This window comes from Veillonella sp. AS16, from assembly GCF_000517785.1.
GTDB classification, from domain to species: Bacteria; Bacillota; Negativicutes; order Veillonellales; family Veillonellaceae; genus Veillonella; species Veillonella denticariosi.
The window spans coordinates 1-13,869 of the sequence record NZ_AZYX01000013.1 but is presented as its reverse complement, the minus strand read 5'-3'; the positions used below and the strand labels follow the sequence as shown (position 1 = coordinate 13,869).

Genomic DNA, 13,869 nt, shown 5'->3' with positions numbered 1-13,869 from the left:
ATCTTAATTAGGTTTATCACGAGTTTTAGTTTGTGGACAGGAGAGAACTATGGTTATTTCGGGTATTATTATCGTGGTGGCGACATTTATCGCCATCATTAAACAGTTTGAAACGAGACTTGTTCTGTTTTTATCGGGATTGTTGATGTGCTTTATCGGCGGTAACATCGCGGCGGGTACGACGGCCTTCGTGAAAGAACTTACCAATGCCGGACTCGTGCCGACGATCTGTACGGTTCTCGGCTTCAGTTATGTTATGGAGTACACGAAGTGTACGGAGCACATGGTATACTTCATTTCTGCCGGCTTAAAGCGCATGACAAAAATCATCATTCCCGGTGCGGTCATTATTACCTTTTTGATTAATATCGCTTTGCCGACTGCGGCGGGCTGTGCAGCCGCCGTAGGGGCCCTGTTGATTCCGGCCCTTATTCGCTCCGGTGTTCATCCGGCGATGGCGGGATCCGCTGTATTCTTAGGCACATGGGGTAGCTCCCTGAGTCCCGGCCTCATGTTTAACCCGCAGGTGGCGCAACTGGCAGGAACAGATGTTATGACCGTTATTGCCAGCTTTTCGATGCAAGCGGTTGTGGGACTTGTGGTGGCCTCCGTATTACTTAATATCGTGGCAATCGTCAAAAAGGAACATACCGGATATGTACTGGAGTCTAATGCCGAAGACAGCAAAGCGTTCAGGGTGAATTATTTCTATGCGATTATCCCGATTATTCCGCTGGTACTGCTTGTGTTAGGCAGTAAGCAGGTAGCGATAATCCCTGAGATTTCCGTACCTGTTTCAATGCTCATCGGTACGGCCATCGGTATCGTTGCGGTCCGTCCTAATGTGACTGATGCGGTGAAGAAATTTTTCCGCGGTACCGGTGACGGTATGTGTGATGTAGTAGGCTTGATGGCTGCTGCTGCATGCTTTACGGCGGGGATGCAGTATATCGGGCTTACAAGCGCATTGATCGATGGTATGAAAAACTCTCAGCAAATTGCGCAGATCGGGGCTGCTTTCGGGCCGTTCCTGTTGGCTGTTATTTCCGGTTCCGGTAATGCGGCGGCCCTTGCTTTCAATGGCGCCGTAACACCTCATGCGGCGGATTTTGGATACGGTATTATGGAACTCGGCTCTATGGCTCAGCTCGGGGCCGGTATCGGTCGCAGTATGAGCCCTGTGGCCGGAGCCGGCATCATCATCGCCGGATTGGCAGGCATCAATCCGATGGAATTGGCAAAGCGTAATGCTGTTCCATGCGTAGCGGCAACTGTAGTTATTATGTTACTGCTGTTGTAGTGTCATATTTTGATACAGCGTGATATAAAAATATATATGGTTATGTACTGTATTCTATTTTAATTTTAATCCGATCCAGAGGGCTGAAAGTATAAATAATCCGCCGCTGATCCAGAATAATGTGGTAAATCCCAATAGCGCCATGAGTCCGGATCCGCCGACGGCGCCTAAAAAGTATCCGAGAAACAGGCTCGACTGATTATAGGAAAATATTTGTCCCGTAAACTGGCGAGGTGTTTTTGAGGATAAATATGTATTTAGGGCCGGCAACATTCCGCCCAAACCGAAGCCTTGTAAGAAGCGGATGACAGCGAGCTGGTAAATATTGTCTACATAGGCTTGAGGAATATTGAGGAGGCCTACATAGATGAGAGAAATGACGAGTACCTTGCGCGGTCCGATTCGGTCGACCAGCTTGCCAAGAGGCGAACTGCTGATTAATTGTGCAATCCCCATGGCCGAAAATACCGCGCCTGCGATGAATGCAAGATTTTCCGTATCGCTTGGGACGATACTTTTAATATAAACGGAAATAATAGGCTGTAAGGACATGATGCAGATCGCATAGATAAAAGACGCCACGCATAATGCAATGATGCTGTTGAATTCGGGGATTTCTTCTTTCAGTTTTGAAAGTGTCAATTTCTTGGCATTGGATTGGGGCGTATAATCCTCGTGGATAAATAGGGTCGCCATAATAAAGGCGATGAACATGAGCACGCTGACGACGATGAAGTCGTTACGAATGCCGATTGCATCGGCCATATAGCCGCCGATAAGAGGTCCGATTAATGAACCGGCCAAATTGGCGGAGGCCAACATGCCAAGGGCCCAACCGGTCCGGTCGATTGGCGTTTCAGAGGCGATTAATGTTATCGTTGCCGTATAAAATCCGCTCACCAGTCCTTGAATCAAGCGCACGATAACGACACCCTCCGGAGTTGTTTGAAAGGCGATTAGGATGTTACACAGGGCCATGCCGAAGCTGGACCTGATCAATGTAATCTTGCGCCCTTTCTTGTCGGCGATACGCCCCCAGAACGGAGCGGCTAAACACACGATGAGATAAGTGGCGCCCGTCGCTAAACCGGACCATAGAGACATACCTTCCGGTGTGGTAATGCCTAAATCGTGAAAGTAGAGCGGCAGAATCGGCGCCAACTGACTGACACCGAAGGAGGTGCAGAATACACATAATAAACTGATATAGACAGTTCGTTTCCACGTTTCCATGCGGGACCTCCTTTAGTATTGAATGTTTAATATGTGTGGACGTATTGTGATATCTTCATGATACATTTATTGTCAGTATACTACTATCATTTAAGAGAAAACAATATCAACTTATGAGAGTTATATAAATACAACTTCATGTATCACTCATTTGATTTCATGAATTAATCACCATATAATAAGTACAGAATGTGTATACAGTAGTTATAGAAAGAGAGTGTTTATGAAATATAGACAACTATTGATGGGAATTACAGCTGTAATGAGTCTTCCATTATCCATACAAGCACAAACTATGGATCAAATGGAACCGTTGGAACGGGCAAAAGAAGAACAGATAGCGAGAGAGGCGCGGCTAGGAGAAGAACGTATACATTTACAAGACGATACTATGGATACTATAGCATCGTCAAGTACATCATTAGATGGTCATACTATACTGGCAGAGCAGCCAGTACAGGTAGGACCATCTTTTTTTGTGTCTCATATTCGCATTGTGGAGGAGCCGATACATGAGGAAACCGTTATATCCCGTGATTCTGTTACGGCCTCCACAATGGAGAATACCACTTTCCTGGATAATAGTGTGCCGGCAAGTACGCGCATGATTAAAGGTCCTTTGTTTTATGACGCGCGGCGTACACCGTTAGTCATGGATGTACCTAAGGAGTTTTCATTTTTAAGTAAAACGGCACGTCCATTTGTCAATCGGAAAATGACCATTGAGGATATTAATACATTAGCAGAACGGTTAAATATGGCGTTAGTTTCTCATGGGTATATCACGTCACGAATTGGCATTCCTGCACAGTCGTTAGCATCAGGGCAGTTACAGTTTAATTTGCAGGTAGGTCGCATCGAATCTGTCGTATATAAAGAAAAGAGTCCCCATTTACCATGGGAAAATGCGTTTCCATTACGTCCAGGAGATATATTGAATATTCGGGATATTGAACAAGGACTGGAACAGATGAAACGAATCGGCTCCCAAGATGTGTCGATTGAGCTGGAGCCGGGAGCCAGACCGCTATCTTCCCGTATTGTTTTACAAACAACAAAACGCCCACCGATTCATGGTGTTATTTCTGTGGATGACTCGGGAATGAAAGATACGGGTAAACTGCAATGGAATGCGTCTATTGGTATTGATCGACTTTTCAATGCGAATGATGTATTGCGTATCAGTGCCAATCATGATGGTGCCAATGAGGGGTATGTAAAGGGAACTAAAAACCATAGTATTAGTTATTCTATTCCGCGAGGTAAGGATACCTTTAGCATTGGATATAGTCATTTATCGTATCATCAATCGATTCAGTCTATAGTGGGGCCTGTGATCAGTTCCAGTCGAGTGAAATCCGTTAGAGGCACGTGGCAGCATGTGTTCCATCGTGATCGAACTACTAAACGCAGTTGGGACGTGAGTATCAGCAAACGTAACTCACATAATTATATTAATGATGTGGATATTGCTGTACAACGGGCTGATACGGCCGCTTTGGAAGTGGGGGTGTCGGAACGGCGCTATATAAGGCAAAATACATTATACTCTCGTGTAGGCGTAAAGCAGGGGGTAGGCTGGTTCGGTTCCCATCCTGATTTTGGCGGCGATGCACCTAGCACTCGATTTACCCAACTTCTTGCCGATGTAGATTATCAAATACCACGTCGGTGGGGACATCGTCCGGCCAGCATTACTACATCATTTCACGGTCAATGGACCTTAGGCGGTAAGCGGTTATTTTCTCGCGATATGATGAGTATTGGGAATCGCTATACGGTACAAGGTTTTGATGGGGAACGGACGCTTTTAGGTGAAAGCGGTTGGTATGTACGGAATGAAGTGGCTAGCTATATTCCTCGTCTTCATTCCAGTGTATATGTTAATGTAGATGTCGGTGCAGTATATGGACCTAGTACGGATATATTAATAGGACGAATTATAGCCGGTACGGCATTAGGTATACGCGGTCAATTTAAGTCCGGTTTGTTTTATGATGCTTTTGTCGGTGTCCCTTTATATAAACCGAGCGGATATGTAACTGATCATGTAACGACCGGATTTCAGGCCGGTATTCGATTCTAAGCATTGACAATACAGTTGTATATGCGTGAATGCAAGTGTGATGCAATTGTACTGTTCAGTAGTCGTTATGTGTATTGAACTGGCGGTATGCTATAGTGTATGCCGCCTGCTATATAATGTATAGTGTGTTATTATGTGTGGAGAAGAGAGCTGTATGAAACAGAAATCATTACAATATAAAATTGCTATATGGCTCACGATGGGATTGTTGGTTGTGGATCCTGTTGTGATGCCTTTTTCGTATGCGGAATATCCGATTGAAGTGGACCGCCAGGCCCCTCAAGACCGTCAGGCTCAAGTCACTCAGGCCGGTAATGGTGTGACACTAGTTAATGTAACAGGTCCTACGGCCGGTGGTGTATCTCGCAACGATTATACGAAGTTTAATGTGCCTGAGTCCGGGACTATTTTAAATAATTCGTATGGTATGTCCAATACTACGCTTGCCGGTTATGTACCGGGTAATGCTAATATGGCTCGTGGTGCGGCACGTGTGATTCTTAATGAGGTAACTTCTACCAATCCAACTGCTATGAAAGGTTTTATCGAGGTGGCAGGACAAAAGGCCTCGGTAGTGGTGGCTAATCCGAATGGTATCAGTGTCGATGGAGGCGGATTTATTAATACAGACCGTGCCGTATTGACGACAGGGAAACCGGAGTTCAATGCGGACGGTAATATTCAAACTTATCGTGTAGAACAAGGTGCGGTATCGGTTAATGGAAAAGGGTTAAACGCCAAAGGGGCTAATGCATTACAGATTTTAACGGAAGCGGCCCATATTAATGCCGGTGTATGGGCAAATGAGGCGAATGTCCGTACCGGCAAAAATGTTGTGGATGCGAATACGTTAGATACACAGCGCATAGGCACATCCAATCAAGTTGGCTTGGATGTAGCGGCTATCGGTGGGATGTATGCCAATGCCATTACCATGAAAGGAAGTAATACCGGACTTGGTGTGAATGTAAAAGGTGTAGTCAGTAGTGCAAAAGCCACGAATATTACGAGTGACGGCCGCATTGTTGTTAGTGGTGGTGTGACGAGTAATGGCAATACGGCTATAGCCGGTCAAGCCGTTGCAGTAGGACGATCCGGGATTGTACAAGGTGATGCAGGTACTACCGTAGACAGTCAAACGACAGTAGATAACACAGGTCTTATTAATTCCGGTGGTACTACACATGTGGAAGCGGGCACTGTAGATAACCATGATGGTGGACGTGTGTATGGGGATGCTGTATCCATTAAAGCTAATCACGTTAATAACCATACAAATCGCGAATTAGAAGAACGCTATCATAAAGCCGGAGACGCATTAAAAGCGGCAAAGAAAGCACTCGATGATGAATGGAATGCGGATGTAACTGCGTATAAAACTCAAGAAGAGTTGGCTGCGCACAAACAACGTATCCAACACCTTACAAAAGCATATGATGAGGCACAAACACAGCTGACTGCTATCGAAACAGAGTTTGCTGGTCATACATCAGGTACCATAGCAGGTCGCAAAGAGGTAGATGTTGACGCGAAGCATATAAAAAATGAAGGCAGAGGGCTTATATATAGTAGCGGGTCCATGCGTGTGACAGCTAAAGAGGACCTGACGAATACCGGTGCAACGATTAAATCCGCAGGGGCTATGACGATTGATACGCCTGTGGTAAAAAATGAGAATGCGGCATTTGGGGCTAAGCGTGTTTCTGACGGTGTGACTAACAATCCTGATAAGCTTAAAGTGAATGATCCGAATCATAAGCTGGAAGGGCAAGTGTTTGATAAATCGGAGTTCCCGTATGCTGATAATAATGGTGGCTATGGTACACCTCGTGTTATACCGGTACATAGTGCAGAAGATGAAGCGTATAACAAAGAAATGGATAAGGATGAAAATCGTGTTCATAAGTTTACTATTATTCGTAGTCAAACTGAACATACCCATACTGACATTACCCACGATGATCCGGGGGTCATCAGCAGCGGTGGGGATATGACTGTATCCGGAGCCATCCATAATACGAATAGCCGTATCGTAGCGGGTGGAACTGTACGTACCCATGGTGCGATAGATAATCAATCTGATGAAGTCAGTGAGAAAACGATTGCGACAGGTACAACGCAGGAAAGCTATACTAAACGGGTTAGAAAGTCCAGCGGTATAGGTCATAAGCGCCGTCGGTACTGGAAGGATGAAGTGTTTATGACACCGTCTGTTACCGAACAGAATGTCAAACCTGTGGGTGTCGTAAAAGATCATGCAGAGGATGTGCTGTCGGCTTCAACAATAGTTAAGGTAAGTGAGAGTTTAGATCCATATGGTCTGGGTAAAGGAAACGGTAAGCGTAGCGGCACGATTGATGGGTTATCATTACCTACGGAATCACTTTACAGAATTCATCCGGAGATTACCGCTAATGCATTGGTAGAGACAGATCCGGCGTTCACAGACCGTAAACAATTTTTATCCTCTCAATATATGATTGATGCCCTTAATCAGGACCCTGACCGTCGTCTTAAGCGTTTAGGTGACGGTTTCTATGAACAACAATTGGTGAATCAGCAGATTCTCGCTGCTACCGGCCGTCAATATTTGACCGGTTATACAGATAATGAAGCGGAGTATAAAGCGCTTCTTGAGGCGGGCATTGCTTATGGTAAACAGTTTAATTTAACGCCGGGGATTACCTTGTCTGATGCACAAATGCAGGCGATTACAACGGACATGGTATGGCTCGAAACGAAAACGATGGTTGTCAATGGTAAAGAACAGCAAGTTCTTTATCCAAAAGTATACTTAGCAAAACAATCCGCAAAGAGTCTGGATGCTATGGGCGGTCTGATCAGCGGTCGTGCGATTGTAAGCGAGACCGATGCTGATATACAAAACCAAGGTGTGATGACGGCTGATACCATTGTATTGAATGGACAGAATATCCATAATACCGGTACGATTGATGGACGTATTGTGGCGGTTGCAGCGAAACAGGATGTGAATACTACGGGGGCTATTCATGGCGATACACACGTTGTGGTGCGTGCAGGTCGGGATGTGAATGTGGGCGCTCGTGTTAAGGCATTGTCGAATCAGGATGTTGTTCGTCGTCAAGGTACAGTAGGTGTATCTGAACCGGGCGGACAATTATCTATTGCCGCTAATCGTGATATACATCTCAAAGGGGCCTTGGTTCATGGCGGTGTTAATACAACGATGGACATCACGGCCGGCCATGATGTGAATATCGGTACGGAACAGCTGGCTGCAAAAAAAGATATGACCGTCAACAGCGATAATTATAACCGTACGGAACGTCGTACTGAATTGGGTACGACAATTCTAGGTGACGGTGATGTGGCTATTCGTGCCGGTCATGATGTATCTGTTCGTAATGGTGTCGTGAATAGTGAGCAGGGTACAACGACGATGGCAGCCGGACATGATGTGAATGTGACATCCGGTAAAAGCTATAGCCGTGATGAATATGGTATTAAGTATAAGGAAAAGAGCTTATTATCTAAAACAGTGCGTACACTACGTACTGACCATGAACATACGGGTGTTCTATCTTCAACCATCGGTGGCAATGCTGTCGATATGAAAGCCAACCATGATGTGTCCTTAACGGGGGCCAATGTATTGGGTACGAAGGATGTAAACATTACTGCGGGACATGATGTGAGTACAAATTCCGGTGAAGAAAGACAGCGTGATGATATCTATGAGCACAGCAAGAAAACAGGTTTGATGAGTGCCGGTATAGGTTTTACCATCGGTAGCAAAAAAGTAACGGATACACTGGATGGAAAGTATACGAATCAGGTGGCAACAAATATTGCTTCCTCTAAAGGTAATATAGCGGTAAATGCAGGGAATTCAATTCATAGCACGGCGACAAATTACTTTAGTAATCAACCGGCAGAGTTAACGGCTTCTGATGTAACTATTGATGGTAAGCATAATGTAACGCATGAGGTACAAAGCCATGAAGAAAAACGATCCGGTTTAACCGTTAGCGTAGGTGGAAGTGTTGTAAGCTCTCTTAATACAGCGCAACAATTAGGTAAGAAAGCTCATAATCGGCAAAGCAGTGCATTGGCTGCTTTTGAATATGGCGAGTTAGCGAATGCTGCTAAGCATGCTTATAATGATGTGAAAGCGTATAAATCCTTGAAACCGTTACGGTTATTAGATAATGAGAAAGCGGTACTGGATAGTGCTGCTGAAAGAAATATTTCATATCGATTGGCGACTCATGATTTTGACGGCATAGATCCGACGGTAGAGAATGTTCAAAATAAACAGAATGCGTATAAAGTGCAACAGGCTAAACATGACAGATTATTTAATATTAAAGTCGGTATCGGGTCCAGTCAATATAAACAAACGAGTGAACTCAATCAGGCACAATATGTGGGAAGTTCAATTGGAAGTAACGCAAAAGTTATCGTTACGGGAACAGGAGAAACACCTAATACCGGTAATGTACATATTACCGGTTCTACAGTTGATGCACCCGAAGTACATATTAATGCGAAGAATAATATTCGTTTAGAGGCCGGTACGAATACAAGCATACAAACAAATGACTATACGCAGTCCGGCTGGTCTGTCGGAGCTACTATCAGTCCTCATGGTAATGGAGTTATCGGTCTTGATGCGAATGTATTCAAAGGTAAAGAAAAGGGTATTGAAACGATTACTACACATGTCGGTACGATGATTAGGGGACGACAACTGGCGACTACAACATCCGGTAACAATACGGATATCCTTGGTTCTAAAATTACTGGTAATACGGTTGTAACTAATGTAGGTAATGATTTACGTATTGAAAGTTTGCAAGATACACATGATTATCATAAAAATAGTCGGAACAAAAGCTTATCTGTATCGTATGGTATGAGTGGACCTGCTCTTGTGGGATTTGAAAATGGTAAAGGAACTACGGATAGTCATTATGCCAGTGTGACAGACCAAGCGGGGATTTATGCCGGTGAAGGTGGATACCATGTACAAGTAGGCAATGCGACTACACTTATCGGTGGTATAATAAAAGGAAGTTCAGATACATCTAAGAATAAACTATCTTCTAAATCCTTAGAAATGAAGGATATTCAAAATGAAGAATCCTATTCTGCAAAAACTTCCGGTTATAGTTTGTCAACGACTAAACGAACTAAGAATAACCCATTAGGAATTACAGGTAGTCCTAATATGGGTATTCCTGTAAAAGACAGTGCAAAGTCTACTACACATTCGGCTATTAGTGAAGGAATTATTGAACTTGCTGAAAAAGAATCGTTAGAAAAAATTAATCATGATACAGAGCATGCACTTAATAAACTGGCTCCAATCTTTGATAAGAAGAGAGTGGAAGAAAAGCAGATCCTGTTGACTAAGATTTCTAATCAGGGGTATAAGTTGATAGGGGATATTGCGTTAAAAAAATCTCGAGATTTAACTATTAAAGCTATTGAAGCTAGTCGAGATGGAAATGAGAAGTTGGCACAAGAATATATTAAAGAAGCAAAAAAATGGAATGAGAATGGTGTTTATCGGCTTGCTTTACATGCAGGATTCGGAGGTGTAATTTCTTCGTGGTCAGGTAATGGTGCTATAAGTGGTGTTAAAGGTAGTACATTAAATATTGCCCTTAATAATTCCTTAAAGGATATAAAAGATTCTGGAATTAGAAAAATAGTTAGCCTTGCAGCCTTAAAAACATTTTCTGTTAATAATGTGGGACAAAGTATTGCTTTATCAGCGACAGATAATAATTGGTTAACACATGAAGAACAACAAGAAATGTTGACAGAGTTAACAGGTGCTTTTACGTATGATGAAGGATATTCTCGTAATAAACGAATTGCAGAAATTATTGGAAAATGGGCTGGTTTAAGTAATTATAGAGCTGTACATGGTTTGGGTGATGATAATGATCAAAATGAAACTATAGATGGTAGTGTTGCTTATGCCTTAGCATCATGGTTACCAGACGAATCTGTATTAAATGGTGGGCTAAATTATACTTTAATGTATTTAGCTGGCCTAAATAGGACAGCTGTTGATGTTGCTTATTCTACACGCTCAAACTTAGAACGTGGAAATTCTAGTTGGAAGCCAAATGCTTGGATATCTACGATTTATGCTTCTGATGATCAATACTATTCTAATAATAATCCTTATGCTAGAGTACATGAGAACTATGGAGATGAATTAGTTGATAATGGTCATAAAGCTATCACTTTAGCAGATGGTAATAATGCCGTGTTTGATGTTAATACCGGTAAATTTGAATATACTATTAAACCGGCAGTTTATTCTTTCTCTCAATTTGGTGATTATATGGCCGATAATGGATATCAAGTGTATCCTGCAAGTGGTGATATGACTATGAATTATATTATTTACGAAGGTAAAGCTTTTGCAGCTAATAGGAAATCTTCTTATGAAATAGCAACACCAATGTATAATCGTGCTACAAGTTTTGAAGGAAAAACATCTGCAGAACTTCCACATGGTACTGAGGTTAGTGCTAGTCTTATAGGGTATGGAGCAATTAGAAATGATTCCGTAGATGGTGTTACAGGAGCATTAGGTATAGATGTAGGTGTAAGAGATTTTATCAAAAACCCTTTTGATAAAAAATCGAAAAATGATAGGGTAGATAATATATTTTCTTTACCTAAGAAACCATCATTATCTATTTCTGATAATAATATATTTTCATCTGACTTTAATCATCCACATATAAAAGTTTATTATAAAACACTTACAATTGATAATAAACCACTCCGTACGGGCACGTTAGATGTGGTAGATTATACGATAAAGATAAATAAATCATTTTATAATGATTTAGTGAATTTGCATTTCCCTAAAAATAATACGAAACAACGAACATTTAATTATGGTGAGGGTGCGACTGATTTAAGATTACGTATTTCACAGGATTTTAAAGTGCCAAGTGTTAATACACATGAAGTGAATGAATCGATTAATGAGCGCTATGGTTATCAACCTAGAATCAATCAGATGGCTATATCATATCAAAAATTACATCCTAACGAAGGTCGCTTATATTATTCAAATAATGATCCTGGTTATATTTATTTTGTTCGTGAAAATAAATATGGAGGAAAAGAGTTGTTAATTGATAAAGAAAAGTTTATTCTTATTCCAAATGAAATTTTTAAACAAGATTTTAATGAAATTCAGAGGTCTTATTAGTGAACTTATCAAAGGAATGGCAATTATTTAAAAATAATATATCCTGTATAGTAATAAATAAACGTATGGAACGGGTCGCCTATATATTTGCTATTGTCGGAACCGTAATAAATATTTATATATATTTATTTCTTATAGCGTTATTGGGCAGTTTAACAAATAGTCCATTTGTTAAAATACTTCCATATATTTTAATCATTAGTGGTATGATTGTTATTTTTATATCTTTAGTTAGAAGACTAAATGACATAGGTTTAGCAAGATGGGTTATAATTATAGTTTTAACTATATGTTTTTTTATTAAACTAACATTTAATAACTATGATTTGGATGGAGTATCCTTTTTCGAAATCATTTCAATTTTTGATTTAACTAAGGAAAACTTCTTTATAGTTATTTTTTTGATGTTATTTTCATTACCTCCTGGTGAAGCGGTTAATAATATTCATGGATATGCTTATGGTGTTAACAAAATTGATAATTATTTTGTGGCGTATGGAAATAATACTTCTCTAAACAATAAAGTAAATCAAGTTGATTTTTTTGATAATGTTTATAGAATATATTTTGCTAAATTATTTTATATAAGTGGTCGAGCAAATAGGAGAGAATATTTTTCTGGGGTGATTGGAGGGAACTTCGTCTCTTTCATTTTGATGTTCTTGTTTATTTCTTTCTCTAAATTTAGTATTGATATATTTAATGTATCTTTAATTAGAGGTACTAATCTTTTAATGGTTTATATATGGCCAGGTATAGGGATTATTACATTATCACTAAGACGTTTACATGATTGTTTATTAAGCTCATTATGGATTGCTGGTTTAGTACTACCATTTGTAAATGTATTTGTACTATATCATTTACTATTAAAAAAATCTTGGTATTTTACTATAAAACCAAATTTTTGATATTTTCTTTTATTGCTTAATTGTAGAATGAAATTGAACACATAAAAAATCCATAGTGAACCTTGTGTTATGATTTAAGTGACGAAATATAATCTAACGAGGTAATCACTATGGATTATATTAATCATAACACGACATTACGTACAAACACATAGACCTTGAAGAACGTTTTTATTGTAGAAAAGAGAATCGTTGTATCGGTTCGCTTATTTATGGGAGATAGGTATATGGATAATTTAACATAGATAATACATTTCATTTATTTGTTTTATTACATGTTACATGGCAAATGGGAATAGGTAACGCATTTATGGCTATGCAATGATATGGCCATTATAAATGAGTAATGATTGGCTAGATTATATATGAAGAAGAACGTTTTAAATCTGTTAAATGATTTTAGAATGAGATGGATTGGCGCAGGTCTATTTATGATTGTTGCAATTGCTGCAGCTTATGAAAAAAGCAACTATACCTTTTCTTTATCGTTGTTAGGTTATTTATTTCCGGCTTATATTTTTTGCATACCCGTATTATGGCCGGTATACAGACGACGAAAGATTTATTATTTTATTTATAAAAAGGCTTATAAACGTTATCAGTCGAAATGGAAAGTATATCTTTATTTTTTATTGGGCCTTCATGGTAAGTTGTTAGGTATTGATATCATTCCTAGAAGCAAAATAAAATGGATATTTATTTTTTCTGCATATGTTATAGGGGTTATTTGGCTGTTACAGAGTAATTTGCCATTCTTGATAAAGGTGATATTAATATTGGTAGCTTCATATAAATTTATTCGAACTATTAATTCGTAAGAATATAGTTAGAAGATATTTTATGGATACATTTATCAGTATCATCAAAGCTCATGCTAAGAATAATAATCAGAAATTAAAATTCTTGATTTTCATTTTATAGGAATCGTATAATCTAATTATAATTTTATACTCGTCTGAAAGAAACCGATGAGGTGGAGATAAAAATAGGAAATGCACTTACAGAGAGCGGGACTAGCTGAGAACCTGTAGTACGCAGCTTATTAAATGGACCACCGAGGGTGGAGTGAACAGATTGGGCTGACCGGTTGCCATGGCCGAGCGAGATACCT

6 protein-coding genes are annotated in these 13,869 nt (G+C 40.3%); 5 read left to right on the top strand and 1 reads right to left on the bottom strand.

From position 1 onward, the window contains the following. Nucleotides 1–49: 49 nt before the first annotated feature. Nucleotides 50–1,300: a C4-dicarboxylate transporter DcuC gene (gene dcuC, locus HMPREF1521_RS04860; protein WP_038116559.1), complete on the top strand. Its 1,251-nt coding sequence runs from the start codon at nt 50–52 to the stop codon at nt 1,298–1,300. Nucleotides 1,301–1,354: 54 nt separating this feature from the next. On the opposite strand, the gene HMPREF1521_RS04855 is transcribed toward dcuC, so the two are convergent. Continuing rightward, a complete protein-coding gene (locus HMPREF1521_RS04855) occupies nt 1,355–2,533 on the bottom strand; it encodes an MFS transporter (protein WP_038116557.1) in 1,179 nt (392 codons plus the stop codon). Nucleotides 2,534–2,756: 223 nt separating this feature from the next. Here HMPREF1521_RS04855 and HMPREF1521_RS04850 point away from each other — a divergent pair, with 223 nt between their 5' ends. The 4 genes from HMPREF1521_RS04850 to HMPREF1521_RS09050 all read left to right on the top strand — a co-directional run bounded on the left by HMPREF1521_RS04850 (nt 2,757) and on the right by HMPREF1521_RS09050 (nt 13,576). After that, nucleotides 2,757–4,619, top strand: coding sequence for a ShlB/FhaC/HecB family hemolysin secretion/activation protein (locus HMPREF1521_RS04850; RefSeq protein WP_084214625.1), 1,863 nt, complete (start codon nt 2,757–2,759; stop codon nt 4,617–4,619). Between the two features lie 154 nt (nt 4,620–4,773). Continuing rightward, nucleotides 4,774–11,847: a hemagglutinin repeat-containing protein gene (locus tag HMPREF1521_RS04845; RefSeq protein ID WP_038116554.1), complete on the top strand. Its 7,074-nt coding sequence runs from the start codon at nt 4,774–4,776 to the stop codon at nt 11,845–11,847. 65 nt (nt 11,848–11,912) lie between these two features. Beyond that, a complete protein-coding gene (locus tag HMPREF1521_RS04840; RefSeq protein ID WP_232203189.1) occupies nt 11,913–12,758 on the top strand; it encodes a DUF805 domain-containing protein in 846 nt (281 codons plus the stop codon). Nucleotides 12,759–13,162: 404 nt separating this feature from the next. Beyond that, nucleotides 13,163–13,576, top strand: a complete 414-nt coding sequence (locus HMPREF1521_RS09050) for a hypothetical protein (RefSeq protein WP_198014210.1) — start codon at nt 13,163–13,165, stop codon at nt 13,574–13,576. Nucleotides 13,577–13,869 lie beyond the last annotated feature (293 nt).

Coding starts and splice junctions, on each gene's coding strand:
- dcuC (WP_038116559.1), top strand. CDS start 50: ATGGTTATTTCGGGTATTATTATCGTGGTGGCGACATTTATCGCCATC.
- HMPREF1521_RS04850 (WP_084214625.1), top strand. CDS start 2,757: ATGAAATATAGACAACTATTGATGGGAATTACAGCTGTAATGAGTCTT.
- HMPREF1521_RS04845 (WP_038116554.1), top strand. CDS start 4,774: ATGAAACAGAAATCATTACAATATAAAATTGCTATATGGCTCACGATG.
- HMPREF1521_RS04855 (WP_038116557.1), bottom strand. CDS start 2,533: ATGGAAACGTGGAAACGAACTGTCTATATCAGTTTATTATGTGTATTC.
- HMPREF1521_RS09050 (WP_198014210.1), top strand. CDS start 13,163: ATGAGATGGATTGGCGCAGGTCTATTTATGATTGTTGCAATTGCTGCA.
- HMPREF1521_RS04840 (WP_232203189.1), top strand. CDS start 11,913: ATGGAACGGGTCGCCTATATATTTGCTATTGTCGGAACCGTAATAAAT.